Here is a 26,252-nt window from a genome sequence, read left to right on the forward strand (position 1 = left end):
AAATCACTATGGATAGGTGGTTATTTTGTTTCATACAGGGAGCGTTATTCTCCCTATTTTTTACCGGACAACCAAGTGTTTTTTCACTTAGCTTTGTAATTATACTCAGTTTACTGTGTTTTTGTTTAAAAAAACTGCGGATATTTGGCGTGTTCGGCTTGGGCGTGTTTTGGCTTTGCCTACATGGCTATAGTTACCATGCGATCTTTGATGATAACCAGATTGATCGATTCACTATTCATCAAAGTAAAAGGCTCATTGAATTTGATGTCGTGGAAATTAGCCAACAAAAAGCCAGTCAACTCAAGATCACCGCTAACATTGTTAAGCTTGATGGCCGCCCTCTAGTCAAACCTTTCACTGCTCGATTAAATTATCGAATAACATCAGAAAATAACACTGTCCAGCCAACTTTTTTTCAAGGCCAGCGTTGGCAGGCTTGCGTTAAATTAAAGCCCGCTTATGGTTTTGCTAACCCCGTTGGTTTTGCTTATCAGCGTTGGCTAAGAGAAAAAAATATTCACCTTACTGGTTATATCTATAACAAAACACCAAATACGCTAAAAGCAATAAGTACAGGGCAAACCGTTCGCCAAAAGTTGTTTACCGATGTTGCCAGCTCTATGGCAGGTTCTGCGTATCAATCAATAGTGATGGCGCTAAGCTTTGGTGAACGCTATCAAATATCTCAGGCTCAATGGCAGGTATTTCAATTAACCAACACGAGTCACCTCATTGCCATCTCTGGATTGCATATTGGCTTAGTGTTTTGGTTGCTTGTCTGGTTATTGAGTAACAGTTTTCGGATCGTCAACCATATAGTGTCCTGCTGCTTTGCTAAAAGCTATCTCACTATCAATACTCGGTGGACTGTTTATCCTGTTGTTTTACTGCTCTCGCTTTTAGGCGCTGTATTTTACGCTTATTTGGCAAATTTCTCGATGCCGACAATTCGCGCACTTATCATGCTAGCCATTTATGTATTAGCCTTGGTGATGGCTATACACTTGAGTAAAACACGGCTTATCTTACTCACGGTGGCGGTGATTCTCTTGATTGAGCCGATGGCACTGATCAGCCCCAGTTTTTGGCTGTCGTTCTGTGCAGTGAGCTGTATCTTTTTTGTCTTGTGGCGAACGCAAGCCTGGCGAAACCGTACCAGTAAGTCGCTGCTGCTAAAATTTAATCAATTTGTCGGGTGGCGGTTAACCGATAAACAACAAGCCTATTGGCAAGTAAAACTCCACAGTGTGGTTACCTTAGTAGTGATCCAGTGTGCGCTTAGTACATTACTCGTTCCGATTACTGCGTTGTTATCACAACAAGTTTCTTTAAGTTCAGTTGCGGCTAATTTAGTCGCCGTGCCGTGGATGAGTTTTGTCGTGATCCCCTTGATTTTATTTAATGTTGTCTTGGTTATGTTAAATAGCCAGTGGCTTAATAAATGGGTTAGCCAATGGATCAGCGATACGCTCGATTTGCTTTGGCACTACCTAAGTTGGTTAGCTCAGCAAACGAGTTTAGTGTGGTCAATAAGTAATCTTCAGTGGTTATTGATCCTTAGCGCATTATTGATTTTGTTGGCAATAAGTGTGTTTTCATATAAACGCTGGCTGTTGGTTAGCTTGGTTGTGGTTGCCTCTTTACCTTTGTTATTGACCGAGTTAACACCATGGCATAAAGGTGATTGGCAAGTAAGAGTGTTTGATGTTGGGCATGGGCTAAGTGTGCTTGTCGAACAACAGTACGGGCAAGAGCGAAGAGCGGTGTTATATGATACCGGTGCGGGTAAACCGAATGGTTTTAGCTTTGCGCAAAGTTTTATTTTGCCCTATTTGAAATCGCGAGGGATAAAGCAACTCGATTATTTGGTATTAAGCCATAATGACAATGATCACAATGGCGGTTTTGCAGCGCTCATCTCTGGCATTAGCGTTCAGCAAGTGATTGCCTCTTATCCTGAAAAGTTGAGCTTTGCAGTGCTTGACCAAACAAAGTTAATTACCTGTGATAAAAATAAGCAGTTTGCGTGGCACGCGTTAAACATAGAGATGATCAGCCTTGCACCTAAACCTACAACAAACCCAACACTAACATCGAAAAATAAAAAGCGTAGTGACAATGACAAATCTTGTGTCATCAAAATAGGTGATGGTGAAAAGTCGATCTTATTGCCCGGTGATATTTCGAAAACGGTTGAGCTTGCGCTAGTCGAACAATATCACAATCAAGGCTTGTTAACTGCCAATGTCCTTATTGCGCCGCATCACGGCTCTAAAACCTCATCAACAACGGCATTTATCGAAGCTGTTACGCCAAATATTGTAATTTTTAGTACTGGCTATTTAAATCGCTGGAATATGCCCAATAAAGAAGTTATTAGCCGATATCAAATGTTCGACGTGGCGACATACAATACCGCTGAACTAGGAAGCATATTACTTGAGTTCGACACTCAGGCATACGCAACTAAGGTTAAGGTTAGTACGATGAAGCAAAACCTGCGGCCATATTGGCTTTTTAATTAGTTGGTATCGTTAGGATTTAACGTTAAAATAGCGCCGTATCGAAAAATTGAGAGTGTAAATGCGAACAACGTCAAAAGCTGCGCCCGACGCAGTTGAGCAATTAAACAGCAAAAGTAAACAAGTGCCCAAAGGAACCTTTAAACGCTTATTAGGCTATATGAAGGTCTATAAAAAAGGCTTTATCGCGGCGATTATTGGGATGATTGGTTACGCGTCGGTGGATAGCTTTGTCTTCTCTCAATTACAACCGTTAATCGACGATGGTTTAACAGGCAATAACCCTGACTTTATGAAATGGGCGCCGCTGTTTGTTGTGGTTATGTTTATTTTGCGTGGTAGCTTTCATTTTATCGGCAACTATTGTCTTGCATGGGTGGGTAATCACGTGGTTACCGATTTGCGACAAGAACTATTTCAGCACATTATCAAAATGCCAGTGAGCTATCACGATAAGCACTCTGCTGGTACGCTTATTTCTAAAATTACTTATGACACTGAACAGGTATTAACAGCTTCAAGTAAGGCTTTGTTAACGCTCGTTCAGCAAGGCGCTTTTGTTACCGGCTTATTGATTGTGATGTTTTATAACTCATGGCAATTATCGGCTATTTTTCTGTTGCTAACGCCGGTAATTGCGGTTGTAGTTAGTGCAGTATCTAAGCGTTTTCGCACCATTAGTAAAAACATGCAAGACACCATGGGGGAAGTTACAACCGCGTCAGAGCAAACCATTAATGGTCATAAAGTGGTGTTAACATTCGATGGTCACCAGCGAGAAAGTGAGCGTTTTGCTGAGGTTAATAAGCGCAATCGCCAGCAACGCATGAAAATGGTGGCAACCAAGTCGTCAAGTGTGCCGGTTATTCAAATCATTGCTTCATTTGGTTTAGCTTTTGTTTTGTACATGGCTAATTCTGAGATGATGCGTGAATCATTAACGCCGGGTAGTTTTACTACGGTTATTACCTGTATGGCGATGTTGTTGCGTCCCTTGAAGTTATTAACAACGGTCAATAGTGAATTTCAGCGAGGCATTGCAGCCTGTGCCAGTATTTTTGAAGTACTTGATAGAGAAACCGAAAAAGATACTGGGACAAAAGCACTGGTTCGTGCTCAAGGCAATATCGCCTTTGACCAAGTCAATTTCACCTATGATGGCGAAGAAAGGCCAGCGCTTAATAATATTTCATTCTCCGTTTCGACAGGCCAAACCATTGCTTTAGTTGGGCGCTCAGGTTCAGGAAAATCCACCTTGAGTTCATTATTGTTGCGTTTCTATCACGCCGACAGCGGTAAAGTGTTGATTGATGGCGAAGATATTAATCAATACAAGTTACACGATCTACGCCATCAGTTTGCTTATGTATCTCAGCAAGTGGTGCTATTTAACGACACAATCGCCAATAACATCGCTTATGGTAAACCAGATGCTAGCGAGGAAGAGATCATCGCAGCGGCGAAAAGCGCCCATGTTTGGGAGTTCGCTGAACAATTACCTGACGGTATTCACAGCAATGTTGGTGAAAACGGTGCTTTGCTCTCGGGCGGGCAACGCCAACGTGTCGCGATTGCACGAGCGATTTTATGTGATGCGCCATTCTTAATTTTAGATGAAGCAACGTCTGCTTTGGATACCGAGTCTGAGCGTCATATCCAAGACGCACTAAACACCTTACAACAAAACCGTACGTGTTTAGTTATCGCCCATCGTTTATCGACGATTGAAAATGCCGATAACATTTTAGTCCTAGAACAAGGTGAAATAATCGAGCAAGGCAATCACCAAACGCTAATAGCGCAAGACGGTGCCTATGCGCAATTACACAAATTGCAATTTGGATAATCTTAATGCGATTAATTGAACGGGTATGGTTTGATAAGCATCCAGCGCGCTTTGTGTTAGTGCCGTTATTATTGCCGTTCAGTGCGCTTTTTTATGTGATAAGCCGATTGAGAAAGTTTGCTTTTGATTGCGGACTAAAAGATAGTTTTAAGGCGAAAGTGCCGATTGTTGTCGTTGGTAATATCGGCGTTGGCGGTAATGGTAAAACCCCGATAGTCTTGTGGCTAGTCGAGTTATTGAGAGCACAAGGCTATCAGCCGGGCGTGATCTCACGCGGTTATGGCGGTAAAGCGCCACAATACCCGTATTTACTCGATGAAAACTCGCAAGTGCAATTCAGTGGTGACGAGCCGTTTTTGATTTATCAGCGAACAAAAGTGCCTGTTTGTGTTGGCGCAAATAGACGCGCGAGTGTCGAAAAATTACAACAGCTTGGCTGCGATATTATTGTCGCCGATGATGGTATGCAGCACTATAAACTTGGCCGAGATATCGAAGTCGCAGTTGTTGATGGCAAGCGGCGATTTGGCAATGGCTTACTTTTACCGGCAGGGCCACTTCGCGAATTACCGGCTCGTTTAACCTCTGTTGATATGGTGATTTGTAATTCAGGTCAGCCGCAAGCCGGTGAAATCGCGATGGACTTGCTCCCTAGCCAATTTGTTAACTTAGTAACAGGTGAAAAATGCTCGGTCGCTGAGTTTCTCGCAAAGCATAAAGCGGTTAATGCCATTGCCGGTATTGGCTCACCAGCGCGTTTTTTTAATACCTTAACCGCGTTAGGTTTAACCTTAAATCACAGCCAAGGCTTTGTTGATCATCACCATTATCAAATGGCTGATTTCGACCAATTACCTGAGCCACAGTTACCACTATTGATGACCGAAAAAGACGCAGTTAAATGCCAAGATTTTAATCTAGCACATGCTTGGTATCTGACGGTTGAGGCAAAATTAGATGAGCAGTGTGAACAATTGTTACTCAGCAAAATCAGCGATATTATGGCTAAAAAGGCATGATACTGTTTAACTAGAATTTAGTTGGCTTTACACCCAATAAGTCAATCGATTGTAAAAAGAGAAAGAGAAAATTATGGCATTTGATACACAACTAATGGATATTCTTGCTTGCCCCGTGTGTAAGGGCAAACTTGACTACGATAAAGAAAACCAAGAGTTGATTTGTAAGTTTGATCGACTAGCATATCCGATTGAAAAAGATATTCCCGTACTTTTAGAAAACGAAGCCCGACGCGTAAACCAAGAGGCTTAATTATGTCATTTATTGTTGTTATTCCTGCGCGCTATCAATCGAGCCGTTTACCGGGCAAGGTGCTTGCAGAAATTGCGGGCAAACCGATGATCCAATGGGTTGTTGAAAAAGCCAAGGCCAGTGGTGCACAGCAAGTGATTGTTGCCACCGATAACGACCAAGTCGCCAGCGTTGTTGAAGGTTTTGGCGCCGAAGTTTGCCGCACGCGAGCGGATCATCAATCAGGCACTGAGCGCCTTGCTGAAGTCGTAGAAACCTATCAGTTTAGTGATGATCAAGTGATCGTTAACGTGCAAGGTGATGAGCCGTTTATCCCTGTGGAAAATATCGCTCAAGTTGCTAATAATTTAGCTAATCAGTCGCAAGCGAGAATGGCAACACTTGCCATGCCAATAGATGCCGTTGACGAAGCCTTTAACCCGAATGCGGTAAAAGTGGTTACTGACAAAGACGGCTATGCCCTGTATTTTTCTCGCTCAACCATTCCCTATGATCGCAGTGCCTTTCTCGGCAAAGATACGGTTGAAAGCATTGGTGATTTTTATCTTCGCCATATCGGTATTTATGCTTATCGGGCTGGATTTATTAAAGATTATGTCAGTTGGCCAGCGAGTGAATTAGAACAAATTGAGTCGCTTGAGCAGCTAAGAGTACTATGGCAAGGCGAAAAAATTCATGTCGCGCCCGCGGCAAAACGCTTACCCGTTGAAGGTGTTGACACCCCAGAAGATTTAGAAAAAGCTAGAACGTTTGCCAAAACACTGAACTTATAAAGTCGTTAACAGTAAATAAGGGAAATATTATGACCAAGCACGTTGTTATCACTGGCGCCAATCGCGGTATTGGCTTAGCCATGGTGAGCTGTTTTAAATCACTGGGCTATCGGGTGACTGGCGTTTGTCGCCAAACCAGTGCTGAGCTCGCAAGTGCGGCAGATCAAGTCATTGAGCAGATTGATGTTGCTAAAACCGAAGATGTAGTAAAACTTGCCAACAGCTTAACCGGCCTGCCAATTGATGTCTTAGTGTGTAACGCCGGTATTTTGCGCGATGAAAGTTTAGGGGATTTAAATCTAGCCACTATTCGCGATCAATTTGAAGTCAATGCGTTAGCACCATTAAATATTGTTGATAAATTACAAGCATTGCTTGTGGATGGCGGCAAGGTTGCCATGATCACCTCGAGAATGGGCTCAATCGCCGACAATGGCTCAGGCGGACGCTATGGTTATCGCATGAGTAAAGCAGCATTAAATGCTGCGTCTATGTCACTTGCTCATGATTTAGCGCCACGTGAAATTGCCGTTGGCATTTATCATCCCGGTTATGTGCAAACCGATATGGTCGGTGGCCGAGGTGATATTCCAGCTAGTGAAGCGGCGATGCGTTTAGTCGGGTTAATTGATGGTTTAACTATGGCTGAAACTGGTGTATTTAAGCACTCTAACGGTCAGGTTCTACCTTGGTAAAATGAAAGAAAGTTATCAGCGCATCTGGCAAACCGTGCAAGCTATTCCACGAGGATGTGTTGCTAGCTATGGCCAAATCGCTGATTTAGCGGGGCTCCCCGGCCGTGCGCGCTTAGTGGGTAAAGCATTAAAAAGCAGTGACGATGGCTATTATCAAGGGCAGGTTATTCCTTGGCAACGGGTGGTTAACTCACAAGGCAAGATTTCATTGCCAAAACATTCACCGGAATTCGAGCAACAAGTTGCTTTACTACAAGAAGAACAAGTCGTGGTTATTAACGGCAAAATTAACTTGGCAGCGTTTGGCTGGCAGCCAGATTTGAGCACGTTGTTGTTTGCCTTAAAATTTTAAATGTTAAGTTTTTAGTTTTTCTTAACATTTTTTTAACTTGTTTTTTTAGTGTATCATCTCAAGCGTTTTTACACACACTATAAATTTATATACAAGAACAATTCATTACAGTGGATGTTTATCTAGGAAAATAATATGTTAAACAATAAGTTGTTTAAGGCAGTGTCCTTAACATCGTTGTTATTTGCCGGCGCAGTACAAGCTGACGAAGGTATGTGGCAACCACATCAATTACAAGAAATTAGCACTAAGCTAAAAAGCGCAGGACTTGAGTTAGATCCAAGCCAAATGGAAAACTTAAATCAGTTTCCAATGAATGCCATTATTAGCTTAGGTGGCTGTACGGCGTCTTTCTTATCAAATCAAGGCTTAGTGGTGACCAATCACCACTGTGCTTATGGTTCGATTCAGTACAACTCAACAGAGCAAAACAATTTACTTGAGCAAGGTTTTGTTGCCAAAACAAAAGCTGACGAATTACAAGCAGCGCCGGGCTCTCGTGTTTACGTGACAGAGTCGTTAACTAATGTGACGGACAAAATTACCGGCGCTATTAGTAGCAGTGTTAAAGGCCAAGATTATTTCAAAGCAATTGAAAAAAATGAAAAAGCCTTAGTCGCTGAGTGTGAGAGTTCACAAGATTACCGCTGTGAAGTTTACAGCTTTCACGGCGGTTTAGAGTACTTCTTAATTAAGCAATTAGCACTGCGCGATGTTCGCTTAGTTTATGCGCCACCATCGAGCATTGGTAAGTTCGGCGGCGATACTGATAACTGGATGTGGCCTCGTCATACCGGTGATTGGGCATTTTACCGCGCGTATGTTAACAAAGACGGCAAGCCAGCAGATTACTCGGAAGACAATGTACCGTTTGAACCAAAAGCTTTCTTAAAAGTTAATGCTAGTGGCGTTGAAGAAAATGATTACGTCATGGTGTTAGGTTACCCAGGGCGCACTAATCGCTATCGCATCGCACAAGAAGTGGAAAATCAATTTACTTGGGCGTACCCAACGGCTAAGCGCTACCGTGAAGAATACATTGATGTGATTAAAACAACGGCGCCTGCCGGCAGTGAAGCGCGGATTAAATATGAGAGCACGTTAGCCGGTTTAGCCAATTACGCGAAAAACTATGGCTCAATGATCGAAAGCTTTAACAAAGGCGATATGCTCGAGCGCAAACAGCAAGAGTTGAAAGGTTTGCAGGCATGGATCAATTCATCAAATAAGCGCAAGCAAAAATACGGCCGAGCGCTTGTTAAGCTCAATGAGTTAGTTGCGCAAAGCCAAGAGCACCAACAGCGCGACATGATCTTAGCTTATATTGGCCGTACAAGTATGATGGGCGTTTCCAAGCGCTTATACCGCCTCGCACACGAAAAAACTAAGCCTGATGCTGAACGCAAACAAGGCTATCAAGAACGTGATATGAATCGCTTCACTCAGGGTATGAAACGCGTAAACCGCCGTTACGATGCGCAAGTCGACAAAGCGGTATTAATGCACTTCTTAGCGCAGTACGCTCAATTTCCAGCATCTGAGCGCAATACAACCTTTGATCAGTTCTTTGGTTTAGACAAAGGCTTTGATGCCGATAAGCTTGCGGCAAAACTTGATATGATGCACGAAAAAACATCACTAGATGAAGAAGCTGTTCGCTTAGCTTGGATGGATAAGTCAGTAGAGGACTTTAGAAAGAGTGACGATCCATACATTCAATTTGCCGTTTCACAATATGACAACGATCGCAAATTAGAAGAGCAAGCCGAAGCACTTGCTGGACAGTTGGCGCAAGCGCGCCCAGCATTTATGGCTGCGATGATCGCCTACAAGAAAAGCAAAGGTGAGCCGGTATATGCTGATGCCAATAGCTCGTTGCGTATTACTTACGGTAACGTTAAAGGCTATTCACCACAAGATGGCTTAACTGCTACGCCGTTCACCACGCTTGAAGGTATGTTGGCAAAATACGTAGCTGGCGATGAAGAATTTGATCTGTTTGACAATATTCGCAGTGCAATTGCCAATAAAGATTATGGTAAATACAAGCGTGAGAGCTTAGGCTCAGTGCCAGTTAACTACTTGTCTACGTTAGATATTACTGGCGGTAACTCTGGCTCGCCAACACTTAATAGCAAAGGTGAGTTTGTCGGCCTAGTGTTTGATGGTGTTTATGAGTCGATTATCGGTGATTGGGATTACGATACTAAGCTAAATCGCGCGATTCACACGAGTGTGCCATTTATGCTTTGGACAATGGAAAAAATTGATGGTGCACAAAACATCGTCGATGAAATGACCATTGTCGAATAGATAAGTCGAATAGCTAATTCAAATAGCAAAACCAAAAGAGCAACTTATTAGTTGCTCTTTTTTTTGGCGAATCTAAGCGCATATTGAGGGAGAATATTTGTAAAAATAGTCCTTTCTTATATTGCTACGAAAATATCACGAGCCTTTGATTACACACCATTCCCATGCGCAATAGATTAATTTTTCACTTGCATGTTTATTGCTGGGCGAGGCAGGACGCCGAGCACTGATGTCATACAGGACGTATCTTCTTCAGGAACAGCTAATAAACACAAGTGAAAAATTAATGTTGTCTATTGCGTGGGCGCCGAGGGAGATTAAAGAGGGAATCAGGCGCTTTTTCCCTCTTTAGTGCTGTCGGCACACCGACAATATAACGAGAACGGTTCACAATACTTGAAAGTATTTTTACTGCAAAGCTAACCCATATTTGATGGTTTAGCTCTGATGTTGTCCTAGTTAGCTCATTAAACCAAATTCGCGCAAAAACCTTTGGCCATCTGCTTGAGTTAACGTATTGCCTTGTTGTTGCCAATCATCAATTTTTCGTAATAGCGCTTTATGGGTTTCACCAATACGTTGCGCCTGCGCGTAGGGTAATTCACCAAACATCACCATAGCGTAACGTGGGGTAAAGTGCTCAGGAAACCAGCTTTGAAGTTGTCGAGCTATCTCTTTTTGTCTTAAAAATGTCGGCTCGGCGACGCTTGCGCGCATTTCAATGTAGTTTTCTAAAGCCATATCGGCAATGGCATTGGCGTTGGGCTTGCGCAGCGTTTGCGTGTTGCTAAAAATCTCAAGCCAGTTTGACTCCGCCCCAGCTGGGGGGATTTGGTTGAGCAAATCATAACAGTCCTCAAAGCCACAGTTCATACCTTGGCCGTGAAATGGCACAATGGCGTGCGCGGCATCACCGAGTAACAAGGCAATATCTTGATAGTGCCATTGTTGGCAACGCACGGTGGCTAAATTCCCGGTAGGGTTTTCGTTAAAGTCACGCGCTAGCGAATCGATTAATGGGTAAACATCAGGAAATTGTTGTTTGAAAAACGTCATGATTTGCTCATTTGACGTTAATTGCTCAAAACTCGTTTCACCGGTTTTGGCTAAAAACAACGTCAGGGTAAAACTACCATCTAAGTTAGGCAGGGCGATCAGCATAAAATCTTGGCGCGGCCAAATATGCAGTGCGTTAACCTCGATCTGATGTTTGCCGTTACTATCGGGTAAAATGGCGAGCTCTTTATAACCGTGAGACAGGGTATCTATGGTGACTTGTGTTGGCGTTTGGCTATGCTCAGCAATAGCCTCTCGCAATACCGAATTTGCACCATCAGTGCCGATAACGCGATCAAATAGGTGATTTTGCTGTTGCTCGTCCTTAAAACTAAGTTGTTTGTTATCTAGATCAACGCCAGTTACTCGATGGTTAAAATTGAGGGTAACATTGGGCAATTTCTCTGCTTCATCAAGTAGTAGGGCATTCAGGCCACCGCGTGAAATCGAGTAAATCACCTCATGTTCATTGATGCCATAGGTTTGAAATTGGGCTTGTTGGTCGGTTAAATGGACCATTCTGCCTTTCATTTCGATTAATAAGGGCTTAACTTGATCAAAAATCCCTTGCTGCTCAAGTGCGCGAATACCGCGATTGGCCAACGCGAGGTTAATTGATTTCCCTGCTGAAATATCATTTTTACGCAGATCGGGTCGCGATTCAAAAACATGCACTCGATAGCCTTTTTTTGCTAGGCCTAGCGCGAGTAAAGAGCCGACGAGTCCGGCGCCAATAATACTAATCGACGAGGTTTGTGTCATGGTTACTTCTCCAAACAGCGTTTTAAAATGGCGACGAATTGGTAGACGTCTTCAAAACTATTGTATAGCGGTACTGGCGCAAAGCGCATGACATTGGGCTCGCGCCAATCGAGTACCACACCATTTTCATCTAGGGCATTGAATAGGGCTTTGCCATCTAAGCCTGCTTTGGTCACCATCAGTGATAATTGACAGCCACGCGCCTCTGGCTCCATCGGTGTGATGATCTGAATGTCGCCAGCTAATTCGTGCTGCAATAAATCAACCGCGTATTGGGTAAGTTTTACTGACTTTTCTCTTAAGGGTTTGATACCGCCTGCCATCGCAAAGGTTTCAAGCGAACCGCGAATTGCCGCCAGTGAAAGCACTGGTGGATTAGATAATTGCCAACCTTCGGCGGTTGGAATAGGTGAAAATTGATTATCCATTTTAAAACGGGTTGCTTTATCGTGCCCCCACCAACCGGCAAAGCGGTTAAGCTCGGTATTTTGGCAATGTTTTTTATGAATAAAACAGCCAGCAACAGAGCCAGCACCACTGTTTAAATATTTATAACTACACCAACAGGCGAAATCGACCTGCCAGTCGTGGAGCGCTAATTCAACGTTACCCACAGCATGGGCTAAATCTAAACCAATGGTAATGCCGTATTGATGAGCTAGCTCGGTTAAACGCTGCATCGGCAATACTTGGCCCGTGTAATATTGCACGCCAGGTAATAATATCAGACTAATTTCTTGATGGTGCTTTGCCAGTATTGCTTCAAAGTCTTCAAGGTGTAATAACTCATCGGCTCTTGGCTGCCACAATAAAAGATCGCTTTCATCAAAGCCGTGGTGCTTGAGCTGTGAGCAAACAGCGTAATGATCCGATGGAAAGGCGTGATCTTCAATCAGAATTTTTCGTTTGTCTGAGCTTGGCTGATAAAAACTCACCATCATTAAATGTAAGTTGGCAGTGAGAGAGTTCATCATCACTACTTCATTTGCCTGCGCACCAACCAGCTCGGCACTGTGCTCGGTTAAAAACTCGTGGTAAGGCATCCATGGATAATCGCCTTCAAAATGGCCTTTAACACCATATGTTTGCCAAGCATCGAGCATTTCGATGACGTTTTCTCTGGCTTTTTTCGGCTGTAAGCCCAATGAATTTCCCGTGAAATAAAGGGTGTTTTCACCAGTAGTGTGCTTTGGCAGGCTAAATTGATCGCGCAGGTGTTTTAAGGGGTCTTGGCTATCAAGTGATTGGGCATAGGCTAGGGTTGGTTTAAACATGCTGTTACTCCTTAAAAACGGCGATGTCTTCTTGCTTAATTGGGGTATATAACACCGGATTTGATGGCGCAGCATCGTTAACAAAAGCAGGAAGTTGAAGGTTGAGAAAATAAAAACCATCAGCAATCTCATTACTGATGTAAGCAAGTTCGGTGACAGTGGCATTGACCCGACTTTGTTGTGCGACTTTTCGTGAATTAGGGATTACGTCCCAAAAAATATGATGATTGTTGAGTAAGCCATCGTCATTCATTTTATCAATTGAAGGCATATCAACGACCAAGTGGTTTACACCGCGTTCGAACAAGTAGCGAATTGCTTGTGTGGTGAAAAAAGCATTAGGTGTTTGCTCGCAATAAGCGAGGTGCTTTTTACTCACCGGGTTATCGAGTGTCCGAATGACCAAGCCATGGAGCTGGGCATCTGAATAATCTTGTAACTGCTCGCTTAATGCGGCTTTTGTGATCACGCGATCGTTACTGGCTAATGCCACAGCGTAGCTTTCGCTTTGTTCACAGGCATTAACTGGCGTTACGCTAATCAGCACTGTCGGGATCAGCGCCGGTATATCGAGCTGATCGATAGTCAAAGTATCACGCTCGTCCAAGTGGCAAATATGGCCCAAGGTTTCTGTGTGTGTCCCGTTACAATGCGGGTTAAAGCTAAGCTCATTAACATTGCAACTGCCGTTCTTGCGGGTATTGCCGATAAAGCCGCCAGCTTGCATCGGCCGTTTAGTCGCTTGAGCGGCACCAAAGTGATTGGGTTGCGGTTGATTGAAGTTCAGCTCAATCGCCAAACTTTGACCTTGGCTAATATCGAGTTGATATTGCTGTGATTGATGATTAACTAGCACGTCCATAGGCGTTACTTTTTATATTTGTCAGGAATTTCAAAGCTAAAACCACAGGCTTTACATTGCGCGTGATCGGTAAAAAAGCGCTCAAACACTTTAGGTAAGTCTGTTTCAATATTGGCTAAGGCAAACGCCTCGCGGTACATCAAAGCGTGGCAATCACGGCAGTACCAATGGAGTTCATCGAGTTGCTGCTCGCCGCGTTTTTGCTCAACCACCATACCGATAGTGTTTTCAAAGCGCTGTGGCGAATGCAGTACTTTCGGTGGTAGGAGAAATAATTCGCCTTGTTTTATTGTTATATCTTTAAATATCGGCTGATTGTTATCATCGTGTTCGATAACCTGTAAGATCATATCGCCTTCAATTTGATAAAACAGCTCAGGCGTTTCGTTGTAGTGGTAGTCGCTGCGGTTGTTTGGTCCGCCGACGATCATCACAATAAAGTCATCTTGTTCAAATACTTGCTTATTACAAACGGGCGGTTTTAATTGCTCGCGATGATCTTCAATCCACTGGCTAATATTGATTGGCATGCTATATAACATCAGTTACTCCTTAATATGGGCGATACATTTGAGCTCTATCGCAATTGGCGTGGGGAGTTTGTTTATTTCAACGGTTGTTCGACAGGGCTGATTATCTTTGAAGTACTCAGCATAGATCTTGTTGTAGGTGGCAAAATCATCATCCATATTGGTTAAAAAGACGGTGACATCAACCAAATCCATCCAACTGGCATTAGACGCTTCTAAAATGGTGCGAACATTTTGAAATACGCTGTGGCATTGCGCTTCGATATCGTAGCTCTTTATCTTGCCGTTACTGTCTAGCTCAACACCTGGAATATCGCTTGATGTTGCACTTCTCGGGCCAACGCCTGAGAGGAATAACAAGTTGCCAACGCGTTTAGCATGAGGGTATAAGCCCACTGGTTTTGGGGCTTTATTGGTATTAAAGGTAGTATTTTCTGTCATAATAATTCTCGTTTTTAGACAACGATAAAAGCACCACTTAACAAGTGATGACGAAAGAAGATGGCCTATACAAAGGTTAGGCTAAAGATAGGTAGCTGTTAAGCAGGGCTCCACTTACAGCCTAAGGGGCTAGCAAATATCGCCCCTGAAGATTTGAATTTGTAACAAGTAACGCTCATTTTTTATTATTGGTATAAGTTGTGTTGTTGGTTAATTGTTCGTTATGTGTATTTTATACACACGTTTTTAGCTTCCGTAAAGAAGCGCATAGCTTCTTCACCACCTTCACGGCCTAAGCCCGATTGTTTCATACCGCCAAACGGGGTTCTCAAATCGCGGTGTAGCCAACAGTTGACCCAAACAATCCCGGTTTGTAATTGTTCGGCAATATCGTGAGCATTCGCCAAGTTTTTGGTCCAAACCGTGGCGGCTAGGCCGTAATCACTATCGTTTGCTAGTGTTATCGCTTCATCAATCGAGTCAAACGGCGTTAAGGTCACTACCGGGCCAAATATTTCTTGCTGATTACACTCATGCTCGTTGGCTAAGCCTTCAATAATTGTCGGCTGTAGGTAGTAACCATCAGCTAGTCGGCCTGCTAATTTAACTTGTTCACCACCTGTGAGAATAGTTGCGCCCGATTGCTTGGCTCGCTCAATAAAGCCTAAAACTTTATTGAGATGAGGTTTTGAAACAATCGCGCCCATGGCCGTTTGTTCATTGGCTGGATCGGCGGGCATTAACGCTTTTGCTTTTTCGACTAAGGCACGTTTGAAGTCTTGATAAATTTCTCGCTGAACATAAATACGCGATGCACATAAACAAATCTGCCCTTGATTGGCAAAGCTAGCGCGAAAGATTTCATTTAAGGTGAGTTCCATGTCACAATCGTTTAATACGATAGCGGGGTTTTTACCACCAAGCTCAAGCGATAGCTTTTTAAATTGCGGGGCGAGTTGAGTTGCGATATAAGCGCCGGTTTGCGTGCCTCCGGTAAACGAAATCGCTTTGATGTCTCGATGCTGACAAATTAAATTACCAATGGTTTTGCCTTCGCCGTGTAAGATAGCTAATACACCTTCGGGTAACCCCGCTTGTTGGCATATTTTACCTAGCATACTCGCCGTTTTGGGCGTTACTTCTGACGGCTTTGCAATCACACAATTACCAGCTGCCAGCGCTGGTGCAATCTTCCAAGTAAATAAATACAAGGGTAAATTCCACGGGCTGATACAGCCGACAATACCAACAGGTTGCCTAAGCGTATAATTAATGGCGTTATTGGGCATATGGTGGGCTTGGCTAGCAAATTGTGACGCCGCTGCGGCAAAAAATTTAAAATTACTCGCCGCTCTTGGAATATCAACTGAGCGTGCAAGGCTAATCGGTTTACCATTATCTAGCGACTCAGCTTGGGCGAGCTCTTCAAGGTTTTGCTCAATTAATTGAGCAATCTTGATCAAGATATCACTGCGCTGCTCACTGGGCATTTGCGCCCAAGATTTTTGTGCCCGTTTTGCTGCCACAATAGCCAACTCAAGATCAGCCTCATCACTATTGGGGATACTACCGTAGACTTGGCCCGTTGCCGGGCAAATATTGTCGAGATAATTTTTTGATACCGGCGCAAGGTGCTGATTGCCGATAAAGTTATCAATGTTATCCATTTTACACCTACAAACAGCTAGTTCGGCCACCATCGACTGGTAGGTTGATACCCGTAATGTAACCTGCACTTGGCGACGCTAAAAAGGTCACGGCATTGGCAAACTCTTCTGGTTCGGCAAATCGGTTCATTGGAATAGTGGCTTTCTCATTGATTGTTGCTTGTTCAACGGAGATATTTTGCTTTTTCGCTTTGCCTTCGATAATGGCATCGAGCCTTGCGGTGGCCGTTGCGCCTGGTAACACGTTGTTTACCGTAATGTTATATGGGCCTAATTCATTAGCTAGTGTTTTTGCCCAGCTGGCGACGGCGCCGCGAATAGTATTTGACACACCTAAACCATTAATCGGCTGTTTAACTGATGTCGATATCACGTTGATAATACGACCATAGCCTTTTTCTTTCATTTTAGGGGTGACTAATTGGGCAATATTTTGATTGTTGATCAGGTGTTGCTCAAAAGCTTTGACAAACAGCATAGGATCGCTTTGGCTAGCTAATCCGGGGGCAGGGCCACCGGTATTGTTAATGACAATGTCGATTGAAGGCACTTTTGTTAAATGCTCCTCGAGGGCTTTTTTAACTTGCTCAGGATCGGAAAAATCAGCAACTAAAATGTGGTGCTGCTGTTCAAATGAAGTATCGAGCTGCGCTTTGACTTGCGCCAAGCTTTCAGGATTTCGAGCAAATAGGGTAACGTTTGCGCCGTGAGCGGCAAGGGCAATAGCGCAGGCTTTGCCAATACCTTGGCTAGCCCCGCAAACTAAGGCGTTTTGTTGTGTCATGTTAAGATTCATATAGCCAACTTTTATCTTTTTTCTTATGTGGTTATGATCTTTTTAACACAGCTGATTAAAAAATGTCAGTGTTTTGTGCCAATAATATTTTGTGTTTCTATGGATTGTTTTTCTGTTGGTTAATATTTTGACTTTGTCTCGATAATCAGTAAATTGTTAGTTTGTTAAATTTTATTCAGCGGTTCTATCAGCAGCTCTATGGTTCAGTTTTCAGGTGTTCAGTTACTCGGCGATTTCTCGACAAACCACCCAGTTATTGTACTTTTACACAGTTCGTTAAGTTCTTCAAAACAATGGTGGGCCTTAACATCTCATACTAAATCGGCTTACCGAGTTATCAATGTTGATTTGCTCAGTTATGGCCAGGCAGATAAAGTACAAGATGAAAAAAACTATAGTTTTGAAGTAGAAAAACAAAGGATTACTCAAGTACTTAGGCATTATAATATTGATCGCTTTCACCTAGTTGGTCACTCATTTGGTGGTGCACTGGCATTAAAGCTTGCCGTTGAGCAGCCCAGATCTGTGTTGTCGTTGAGCCTTTTTGAACCCGTCGCATTTCATCTTCTGCCGAAAGATAGCGCTGATTATGATGAGGCGGTCACTTTTTCAACCAATGTGCTCAATAGTGAGCCTTATCAAGCCGCTGAAGTCTTTACCAATTACTGGAATACGCCAGGCTTTTTTGTCGGTTTACCTCAAAAAATGCAAGATTTAATGGCTGCTGATATGCCCAAGGTAAACCTTGATTTTCAGGCTTTAATGGCGGAAAGATATAGTGTCGAAGATGTTAACGTGATTCAAGCACCCGTGCTATTGATGAAAGGCTCCTTGAGCACACATTTGGCACACCAAATCATTAAATTGCTTTTACAATCCTTGCCTCATGCTACACTAAAAACCTTTAAAGCAGGTCACATGGCACCTGTGAGTCATGCACAAGAAGTGCAAGCTGAGATTTATCAATTTATAACTAGTACTTAACGAGATGAAAAAGCACCTTCTTTATGCCTCTTTGATAACTTTAACCGCGTATAGTGGGTTTTTCCCAGCTGTTGCGGCGCAAAGTCAGACTATTCAAGAAGTTTGTATCTCATCACAATTAAAGTGTCTAACTGAAATTGACCAACGCCAACCACTAACTCGACCACAGTCGTTTGAATGGTATCAAATGGAAATGCTCAGGCAGCAAAGTCTGTTTGAATTAGAGCGTTTTGATGAATTGATCGCCGTGTTAGCACCATGGCAAAACTACGATAACTTGCCACATTCATTTGCTTTGTCGGTGGCTATTCACAAGGCAAAAATGCAACTTATGCTAGGCGATAAAGTATCTGCGCATAACGAGCTTAATTACGCTGTTAATGTATTGAGTGAAATTACTAATTTTAACGGTAATCCTATGCTGATCGTGATGATGGCTAACGCACTGTTGGTGATGGACGAGTACGACAAAGGGTATCAAACATTAGTTGCCTTGGAGGCCAAATACCAGCGTTCCCCCGATCCTCTACTCAAGCGAGAAATGTATGCTAATTTAGGTCATTTAGCTTCTCGGTTAAAAAAGCACGAAGAAAGTATTGCTTATCGTAAACTGTCGTTAGAAGGTGCTGAAGGGGTTGGCAATACTCAACAAGTCGGCGTTGCTCACTTTAATTTAGCGGCAGCTTATGCCGAAACCGAGCAGTATTTTGAAGCGATTACGCATTATCAACATGCAATCGACTCGGCCCGCCAGTCATTTGATCAGCAAATGGGCACCAAAGCGAAAATAAGGCTAATTGAGTGTTACTTGGCAATCGGTAACTATGCTAATGCTAAAGAGGTCATAGCTACGATCAACCTATACAATATTGCTAAGTATGACGAGCAACGTTACCAAGCGTTATTAGAGCAATTAAACAAAAAAAGCCCTACTAAGTAGTAGGGCAAAAGTAACACGTTGGGAGGTTGTCAATGAGGCGACCTTGTTGTTCAAGGCCGCAACTAATCGTTAATTTTCGATTAGTTTACTACCGTTAATCGCTATTTTTCTCGGCTTAAGTGCTTCTGGAATCTCTCTTTCTAGTTCGATATGTAATAAACCGTTTTCCAGTTGGGCGCTGATGACTTTGACGTGATCCCCTAATTGGAATTTACGTTCAAAGTTGCGCTCGGCAATACCTTGGTGAAGGAAAGTACGTTGTACTTTTTCGTCAGATGGCGCTTTAGTGCCAGTAACTATCAAAGTGTTTTGTTTTGATTCGATATCTAGTTCATCTTCAACAAAACCAGCGATAGCCATAGTAATTCTGTATTTGTCTTCTGCAATCAATTCTATGTTGTACGGAGGGTACGAAGATTGTTTTTCTTGACGAGAAGCTTTGTCAATTAAGCCAGCTAGGTGGTCAAAACCAATAAAAGAACGGTATAAAGGGCTTAAGTCTGTATTTGTACGCATGTGCATATCCTATCTATTTAGCAATATGTAAAACATTGACACGAGCAATGGGTGATATTCGGTTACACCATAGCAACTCATGCCAACAAGAGGCCTTTCATAAAGAACAGGCGGTTAAATGTGTCCCATTACGGCGACTACAATTAAGATATGTGTATCGGCCAAATAGATTTCAAGGGAAAAATTAAAAAAATAAATACCCTTGGTTTAAGTTGTTGAAATTTAAGTTTTTATTTTTTTTGTTTTTTTGCGCGGTTGTGATCGAACGCGATCAGGAGAGCTGCATTAAAGAGATGAAAAAGGCAGTATCAACTGCCTTTTGTAGGAATATTTGAAAGACAACTATTTCGTCGCGCTGGTATTGCTTTCTTGAGCTGGGCTAGGGCTCTGCACTGGCTCTTCCGATTTCGGCGTCGATAATGCTTTTAACGTTGATAACGCCATATCGTAGTCTGGGTGACTTGAGATATTTTCCACTAATTCTTTATAAGCAATGGTGCCGTTTGATTCGACAATGAAGATCGCACGGGTCAATAGCCCCATATCTTTGATCAATAAGCCATATTTTTGGCCAAAATCACGCCAAACAGCATCTGATAATACCTTGACACTATCGATGTTTTCCATTTTACAAAAACGCTTTTGGGCAAAGGGTAAATCGTTGCTTATGGTCAGCATAACAATATCATCTGGCAAGTTCTGCACTTCTTCATTAAAGCGTTTGGTTTGAATAGAACAAACCCCAGTATCTAAGCTTGGAACGACTGAAATTAATACCGTTTTGTTGGTAAATGAAGTTAATTCAACGGGCGAAAAGTTTTCATTAACAACCTTGAAGTTTGGCGCCTTTTCGCCAACGTTGACTTGAGTACCTAGCAAGGTGACATACTTAGTACCCGCTTTTACTAGATCTGTGGTTTCGGTTAACTGCGCTTCTTCTTGTGCTAAGCTGTAACTATGGCTACTTAAACATAGCAAGGTAAATAAAGCAGCTTTGGTAAAATTTTTCATTTGATACTCTCTTTTCGTGTTGTGAAATTAACTTGCTGATCGTTGCGCTGTTTTTAACAAGCTATTTTTTAAGGTTTTTTTAATTTTACCTTATTCAACTTATGGTATTATTATTGTAATAAATTTGTCCATTTGGAAGCTAGTAAAATGACAACCCAATTATTAATTTGTGACGACTCTAACATGGCTCGCAAACAGGTAGCGAGAAGTTTACCTGATGGATGGGAGGTAGATATTAGCTTTGCGACCAATGGCCAAGAAGCTGTTGAAGCAATTAAGGCAGGTAAGGGCGATGTCTTATTACTTGATTTAAACATGCCTGTTATGGACGGCTACGAAACGCTAGAGGCGATAGTTAAGGAAGATTTACCAACCTTAACCGTCGTTATTTCAGGCGATATTCAACCAGAAGCCCATGAGCGAGTAAAAAAACTGGGGGCATTAGATTTTATTCAAAAACCGGTGAATAAAAAGATACTGACCAAGTTACTCGCCGATTACGGTATCTATTCTCAAGAAAGTGAGCAATCGGTTCCTTCTGCGCCAGTTACAAGCGAGCCAGCGCCAACGAGCGTTGCGACAGAACCGAAAAAACAGCCAAACATTACGCTTACCCAAGATCAGCGAGACTGTTACCAAGAAATCGCCAATGTTGCGATGGGTCGAGCGGGTGATTTACTCGCGCGCTTACTCAATGTGTTTGTTGAACTGCCCATTCCCAACGTCAACTTGATTGAAGTTAGTGAGCTGAGCATGGCGCTGTCGGCGGTAGAGCGCGAAGAGAGTACCTCGGGTATTTGTCAGGGGTTTATCAGTGGGGGGATTTCTGGTGAGGCCTTGTTGATTTTAAACGACTCAAGCTTTCAAGATATTGCGCGCCTGATGAAATACGATGCTGCGATAGATCAGGACGCAGAGTTGGAGTTGTTAATGGATATGGCCAATGTATTAATTGGCGCTTGTTTAAAGGGCTTATCTGAGCAACTCGACTTATCATTTAGCCAAGGTCACCCTGTGGTACTTGGTTTGCACCGAAAAATCTCTGATCTAATCGCCTCAAATAGTGACCGTTGGCAGCGTACGTTAGCAATAGAAATTAGTTATGGTATTGAAAATTATCCAATAAAATGTGATTTGTTATTGTTATTTACTGAAGACTCAATTGTTACCCTCAATAATAAACTTGCTTATTTACTCGACGAATAGCCCATTAGCGTTAAACAGGATTACTGGAAGAAGTTATGTCATTAGAAACAGAACAAATAAATGAAATCCATTGGTTAATGGAAATGCTACACACGATTGATGTCGGTCTTGTGGTGTTAGATCGAGATTACAACGTGCAGATTTGGAATGGCTTTATGGAGCATCATTCTGGCCTATTACCAAGACAGGTTAAGAATAAAAACCTGTTTACCCTGTTCGACGACATTGATGAGCAGTGGTTTACACGTAAAGCAGAAGCGGTGTTTTTATTGAAAAATAAAGCGTTTACCATTTGGGAGCAACGCCCGTATTTATTCAAGTTTCAAAACTACCGTCCGATCACTGGTTCAGCCGATTTCATGTACCAAAATACCACTTTTATTCCGTTGATATCTGCTTCTGGTGAGGTAACCCATTTATGTGTTCTGGTTTACGACGTAACCGATACAGCGATTAATAAATTAAATTTAGAGCAGTTAAATGAAAAGCTTGCTCGCATTAGCCAAATCGACGGCTTAACTAATTTGTTTAATCGCAGTCACTGGGAGCGCTGTTTTCAGCTTGAGTACAAGCGTTGGATTCGCAGTCAACACAAGAGTTGCTTGGTGATGCTCGATATCGACCACTTTAAGCGAGTAAATGATAGCTATGGTCATGTCGTGGGTGATGAGGTTATTCGCGATTTAGCTGAAAACGTGATCAAAGAAGTGCGCGAAACCGATATTACGGGGCGTTATGGTGGCGAGGAATTTGCAGTGCTACTCGTTGATACGCCACTTGAAAATGCCTTGGTGTTTGCTGAGCGATTGCGCAAAAAAATCAGTGAAAGCAAAGTAGAGTATAAGGGCAATACGATTCAATATACCGTTAGCCTGGGGGTTGCAGAGGTCAGCGAAGAAATGAAAACTTATGAGTCGTGGATTGAAGCAGCTGATAATGCACTTTATAAGTCGAAAGAAAACGGTAGAAATCAGGTCAACTTATACAAAGCATCTGCGTAGCAATAGAGTGATAACGCTTGAAGGTCTAAAGGTTTTAAGGTTTTGAGTTTTAAGGTTTTAGAGCCTTCCAGCACTCACGCCTTCCAACCTTTAAACCTTCCAACCTTCAAGCCTTGCACGTTAATAAACCTGCTTACCACCCACCCAAGTTTTTAGCACCTTGGTTTGCCACAGTGTGGTTTCATCTGCGTTGAAGAAGTCTTTATCAACTAAAATAAAGTCGGCCATTTTACCTACTTCGATTGAGCCTAACGCTGTTTCCTGATGGCCGGCATAGGCAGCATCAATACTAAAACTGCGCAAGGCTTCAGCGCGGGTCATTTTTTCTTTTTCTAACCAACCACCTAGCGGTTGGTTATTGTGATCTTGGCGAGTCACTGCCGCGTGTAAGCCAAAAAATGGGTTGGCGTATTCAACTGGGAAATCTGAGCCATTGGCTATTTTAACGCCGGTTGACAGAAGTTTTCGCCAAGCATAAGCGCCGGCCAATCGATCTTTGCCTAACCTGTCTTGTGCCATGTTTTTATCGCTCGTAGCGTGGGTTGCTTGCATTGACGGAATAACGCCGAGCTCTGCAAATCTCGGGATATCTTCTAGTAGCAAAATTTGGGCATGTTCAACGCGATGACGCAGCGCTTTACTTTGATGTTTGGCGATTAATACTTCGTAGTTATCAAGTACTAGCGTGTTGGCTTTATCACCGATAGCGTGAGTATTCACTTGAAAGCCGGCTTGCATCGATTTGTCGATAAGTGCGCTGAGCTCTTTGGGTTTGTGTAAGAGTAAGCCGTGATGGTTTTCTTTATCGCTGTAGCTTTTGTGTAGGGCAGCGCCTCGGCTACCTAGCGCACCATCGGCTGAAATTTTAACGCTGCGCAAGACAAAGCTTTGTTGGTTGTCGGTAACAATGCCGTTTGCGAGTGTTTTATCAAAGGCTTTATCTGTGGCATCTGCCATCGCATAGATTCGAATAGGCATTTCGTCATTTTTTGCTAATAGTTGATAAGCAGCAATCGTCTGGTTTGAAATACCGGCGTCGTGAACACTGGTCAGCCCTTGCTCGGCAAGGGATTGCATGGCCTTTTTCAGTACCTTGGCTTCTTGTTCAATAGTCAGTGGTGCAATCGCTTGATCAATTAAGTACATGGCGTTATCGATAAACACACCCGTTGGTTCGCCGAATTGATCTTTAATGATCTCACCACCATCCGGTGATTTTGTTGCTTTGGTAATGCCTGAAAGTGCTAATGCTTTCGAGTTTGCCCAACCAGCGTGGCCATCAACGCGCTTTAGCCAGACCGCTTGGTCGGGAAATGCCTTGTCTAAGCTTGCTTTAGTCGGGAAACTATTACTTGGCCAGATCACTTGGTTCCAACCGCGCCCCAAGATCCAACCTTGGCTGTTGTTTTCTTGGCTAAAGCGTTTTATTTTCTCAACAGCGGCTTGCTCTGATTCAATTCCCATTAAATTCACGCGTGAAATACCTAGGCCGTAACCCAGCACGTGGCCGTGTGCGTCAATTAAACCCGGTAATAAGGTTTTACCTTGGCCGTCTATTAACTTGACTTTATCGCTTTTAGGAACAGTTTCACCGTCTTGATAGACCTTAGTGATTTTATCGCCTTCGAAGGCGACCGCATTAAATGATGCGATCTTATCACCAAGCGGTGTATAGCCATTTACGTTGTATATGATTTGTGTTTGCGCAATCGCTAAACTCGGTAACAGGGCGAGGGTTGTGAGGCATATTTTTTTCATTATTGACGCTCTAATTGAGGATTATTTCATCATCTTAAAGCTATTTTGTTGACCAAGTAAATGGATAACGCGATGAATTGCTGAGTTTTTGGCTTAGGTCGCTTGGCTTAAGTTAGTAGGTTTAGCTTGCTCGGCTAACGTTTGCGTTGCGTTAGGCTAATGGCAATAAAGCTCAGTAGTGCCACGATAAAAACTGGCACATTACCTAATCGACTATAAGGCGTGAACCCTTGAACTAGCGCAACCTCTGTCTTGAGTACGGCTTGTTCAAACTGAGGTAGTTTATCAATGAATTGGCCTTGATGATCAACAGCAGCGGTCACGCCGGTATTAGTTGAGCGCACTAATGGGCGGCCAAATTCTAGCGCGCGCATTCGAGCAATTTCCATATGCTGATGTGGACCATGCGACGTACCAAACCATGCATCGTTACTCACGGTCAGTAAAAGTTGCGTTTGATTAGTGAAATTGGCGGCAAGTTGGTTTGGAAAGGCAATTTCAAAACAAATGAGCGGCAGAATATCAATACCTTTGGCTTTGAGGTTTTGCTGAACATAGTCACCACGAGAAAACGACGACATCGGCAGATTAAAAAATGGCGCTAGTGGGCGCAACAGATCGCCAAACGGTACGAATTCACCAATAGGTAATAGGTGGTGCTTGTAAAACCGGTTGCTGTGATTGTAAAAATAATCGCCGGTTGTTTTACTTTCAGTTTGGCTGTTGCCAAGTGTAATCAGGGCGTTGTAATAAGATTTAGTTTCAAAGTTGTAATCTAGAATGCCGGTTATAATCGCTGAGTCATTCATCCCTGCAGATTGATTGACTAAATCTAGGTAATCTTGTGCCATTGGCTCTAACGTTGGAATCGCCGACTCCGGCCACACGATAATATCAGCATCGTAGTTGGCTCTTGCCATATCAAGATACATCAACATGGTTGGCCACTCTTGCTCATCATCCCATTTGATCGATTGCGCGATATTACCTTGTGCTAGCGCCACTTTTACGCTGTTACCTGTCGGTTTAACCCACTGTAGCGCACTTGCACTAATTAAGCAGACAGAAAACACTATTAAGCTAACTGCCCATGGTAACTTGTTGCTCGACCTAATTACCCGAACCAATATATAGCTAAGCGCTAACAAATAGGCGGTAATGCCAATTTCGCCGATAACGGGTGCTAGAACAGCAAGAGGTGAGTCAATTTGGCTATAGCCTAATGATAGCCACGGAAAACCTGTTAATACGATACTGCGCAAGTATTCACAGACGAGCCATGTACTAACAAATAAGCCTAAGTGGAGCGTTTTTGTTGCTGATAACTTGCTGGCGAGATAACCGGCGAGCATGGGGTAGAGTGCTAGGTAGAGGCAGAGCAGCAACATTAACAGTAGCGACACGACAAGTGGCATACCACCAAATTGGTCTATTGAAACATGCACCCAGCTAATACCGGCACTAAACCAACCCAAACCAAAGCTAAAACACGCTTGAGTTGCATGCTTAATTGATTTGCCATCAATCAAGGCTAAAAACATGGGTAGGATAATAAGGGGAAGCCACCAATGGCTATAAGGTGCGTAGGCAAAAACTAAAATGAGCCCAGCGACAAAGCTGAGCCCATTGGTTTTGGTGAAAAGTGATTTAACTGCCGCTACCATCCGTTATT

23 protein-coding genes are annotated in these 26,252 nt (G+C 43.0%); 12 read left to right on the forward strand and 11 right to left on the reverse strand.

Features of this window, described 5'->3' with window-relative positions:
• The first annotated feature begins 8 nt into the window (after positions 1–8).
• The 8 genes from LP316_RS08880 to LP316_RS08915 all read left to right on the forward strand — a co-directional run bounded on the left by LP316_RS08880 (position 9) and on the right by LP316_RS08915 (position 9,776).
• The gene (locus tag LP316_RS08880) at positions 9–2,528 is read left to right on the forward strand and encodes a DNA internalization-related competence protein ComEC/Rec2 (protein ID WP_226960702.1); all 2,520 of its coding nucleotides are present in this window, start codon (positions 9–11) and stop codon (positions 2,526–2,528) included.
• A 58-nt stretch (positions 2,529–2,586) separates the two neighbouring features.
• Positions 2,587–4,371, forward strand: a complete 1,785-nt coding sequence (gene msbA / locus LP316_RS08885; protein WP_193020652.1) for a lipid A export permease/ATP-binding protein MsbA — start codon at positions 2,587–2,589, stop codon at positions 4,369–4,371.
• A 5-nt stretch (positions 4,372–4,376) separates the two neighbouring features.
• Complete coding sequence (lpxK, locus tag LP316_RS08890; RefSeq protein ID WP_193020653.1) at positions 4,377–5,390, forward strand: tetraacyldisaccharide 4'-kinase; 1,014 nt, start codon at positions 4,377–4,379, stop codon at positions 5,388–5,390.
• Between the two features lie 73 nt (positions 5,391–5,463).
• On the forward strand, positions 5,464–5,643 hold the full coding sequence (locus LP316_RS08895; protein WP_193020654.1) for a Trm112 family protein: 180 nt from the start codon (positions 5,464–5,466) through the stop codon (positions 5,641–5,643).
• A gap of 2 nt (positions 5,644–5,645) precedes the next feature.
• Positions 5,646–6,416 carry a 3-deoxy-manno-octulosonate cytidylyltransferase gene (kdsB, locus tag LP316_RS08900; protein ID WP_193020655.1) on the forward strand — a complete coding sequence of 257 codons (771 nt, stop codon included), beginning with the start codon at positions 5,646–5,648 and terminating at the stop codon, positions 6,414–6,416.
• 29 nt (positions 6,417–6,445) lie between these two features.
• Complete coding sequence (locus tag LP316_RS08905; protein ID WP_193020656.1) at positions 6,446–7,111, forward strand: SDR family NAD(P)-dependent oxidoreductase; 666 nt, start codon at positions 6,446–6,448, stop codon at positions 7,109–7,111.
• A gap of 1 nt (position 7,112) precedes the next feature.
• On the forward strand, positions 7,113–7,463 hold the full coding sequence (locus LP316_RS08910) for an MGMT family protein (protein WP_193020657.1): 351 nt from the start codon (positions 7,113–7,115) through the stop codon (positions 7,461–7,463).
• 135 nt (positions 7,464–7,598) lie between these two features.
• A complete protein-coding gene (locus LP316_RS08915; protein WP_193020658.1) occupies positions 7,599–9,776 on the forward strand; it encodes a S46 family peptidase in 2,178 nt (725 codons plus the stop codon).
• A gap of 459 nt (positions 9,777–10,235) precedes the next feature.
• On the opposite strand, the gene LP316_RS08920 is transcribed toward LP316_RS08915, so the two are convergent.
• The 7 genes from LP316_RS08920 to LP316_RS08950 form a co-directional block, all read right to left on the reverse strand.
• Positions 10,236–11,594 carry an FAD-dependent oxidoreductase gene (locus LP316_RS08920; RefSeq protein ID WP_193020659.1) on the reverse strand — a complete coding sequence of 453 codons (1,359 nt, stop codon included), beginning with the start codon at positions 11,592–11,594 and terminating at the stop codon, positions 10,236–10,238.
• A 2-nt stretch (positions 11,595–11,596) separates the two neighbouring features.
• Entirely contained in the window at positions 11,597–12,868 is a 1,272-nt protein-coding gene (gene kynU / locus LP316_RS08925; RefSeq protein ID WP_193020660.1) for a kynureninase, read from the reverse strand.
• 4 nt (positions 12,869–12,872) lie between these two features.
• Positions 12,873–13,730 carry a cyclase family protein gene (locus LP316_RS08930; RefSeq protein ID WP_193020661.1) on the reverse strand — a complete coding sequence of 286 codons (858 nt, stop codon included), beginning with the start codon at positions 13,728–13,730 and terminating at the stop codon, positions 12,873–12,875.
• 5 nt (positions 13,731–13,735) lie between these two features.
• A complete protein-coding gene (locus LP316_RS08935) occupies positions 13,736–14,272 on the reverse strand; it encodes a 3-hydroxyanthranilate 3,4-dioxygenase (protein WP_193020662.1) in 537 nt (178 codons plus the stop codon).
• Between the two features lie 3 nt (positions 14,273–14,275).
• On the reverse strand, positions 14,276–14,701 hold the full coding sequence (locus LP316_RS08940; protein WP_193020663.1) for a RidA family protein: 426 nt from the start codon (positions 14,699–14,701) through the stop codon (positions 14,276–14,278).
• Between the two features lie 221 nt (positions 14,702–14,922).
• Positions 14,923–16,368, reverse strand: coding sequence for an aldehyde dehydrogenase (locus tag LP316_RS08945; RefSeq protein ID WP_193020664.1), 1,446 nt, complete (start codon positions 16,366–16,368; stop codon positions 14,923–14,925).
• Between the two features lie 7 nt (positions 16,369–16,375).
• The gene (locus tag LP316_RS08950) at positions 16,376–17,152 is read right to left on the reverse strand and encodes an SDR family oxidoreductase (RefSeq protein WP_226960703.1); all 777 of its coding nucleotides are present in this window, start codon (positions 17,150–17,152) and stop codon (positions 16,376–16,378) included.
• A 210-nt stretch (positions 17,153–17,362) separates the two neighbouring features.
• Between LP316_RS08950 and LP316_RS08955 the strand changes: the two genes are divergently transcribed.
• Together LP316_RS08955 and LP316_RS08960 are read left to right on the forward strand one after the other, a co-directional pair.
• On the forward strand, positions 17,363–18,148 hold the full coding sequence (locus tag LP316_RS08955; protein ID WP_193020666.1) for an alpha/beta fold hydrolase: 786 nt from the start codon (positions 17,363–17,365) through the stop codon (positions 18,146–18,148).
• 4 nt (positions 18,149–18,152) lie between these two features.
• Entirely contained in the window at positions 18,153–19,088 is a 936-nt protein-coding gene (locus LP316_RS08960; RefSeq protein WP_193020667.1) for a tetratricopeptide repeat protein, read from the forward strand.
• A 69-nt stretch (positions 19,089–19,157) separates the two neighbouring features.
• Here LP316_RS08960 and LP316_RS08965 read toward each other — a convergent pair whose 3' ends face one another.
• Positions 19,158–19,604 (reverse strand): Hsp20 family protein, encoded by a 447-nt coding sequence (locus LP316_RS08965; RefSeq protein ID WP_193020668.1) that lies wholly within the window; start codon positions 19,602–19,604, stop codon positions 19,158–19,160.
• Between the two features lie 342 nt (positions 19,605–19,946).
• Positions 19,947–20,615, reverse strand: coding sequence for a thiol peroxidase (gene tpx / locus LP316_RS08970; RefSeq protein ID WP_193020669.1), 669 nt, complete (start codon positions 20,613–20,615; stop codon positions 19,947–19,949).
• A 147-nt stretch (positions 20,616–20,762) separates the two neighbouring features.
• Here tpx and LP316_RS08975 point away from each other — a divergent pair, with 147 nt between their 5' ends.
• On the forward strand, positions 20,763–21,821 hold the full coding sequence (locus LP316_RS08975; RefSeq protein ID WP_193020670.1) for a response regulator: 1,059 nt from the start codon (positions 20,763–20,765) through the stop codon (positions 21,819–21,821).
• A gap of 35 nt (positions 21,822–21,856) precedes the next feature.
• On the forward strand, positions 21,857–22,822 hold the full coding sequence (locus LP316_RS08980; protein WP_193020671.1) for a diguanylate cyclase: 966 nt from the start codon (positions 21,857–21,859) through the stop codon (positions 22,820–22,822).
• Positions 22,823–22,942: 120 nt separating this feature from the next.
• On the opposite strand, the gene LP316_RS08985 is transcribed toward LP316_RS08980, so the two are convergent.
• Together LP316_RS08985 and lnt are read right to left on the reverse strand one after the other, a co-directional pair.
• Positions 22,943–24,580: an amidohydrolase gene (locus LP316_RS08985; protein ID WP_193020672.1), complete on the reverse strand. Its 1,638-nt coding sequence runs from the start codon at positions 24,578–24,580 to the stop codon at positions 22,943–22,945.
• A 134-nt stretch (positions 24,581–24,714) separates the two neighbouring features.
• Positions 24,715–26,244, reverse strand: a complete 1,530-nt coding sequence (gene lnt, locus LP316_RS08990) for an apolipoprotein N-acyltransferase (RefSeq protein WP_193020673.1) — start codon at positions 26,242–26,244, stop codon at positions 24,715–24,717.
• Between the last annotated feature and the right edge of the window lie 8 nt (positions 26,245–26,252).

This window comes from Thalassotalea sp. LPB0316, from assembly GCF_014898095.1.
Classification (GTDB): Bacteria; Pseudomonadota; Gammaproteobacteria; order Enterobacterales; family Alteromonadaceae; genus Thalassotalea_G.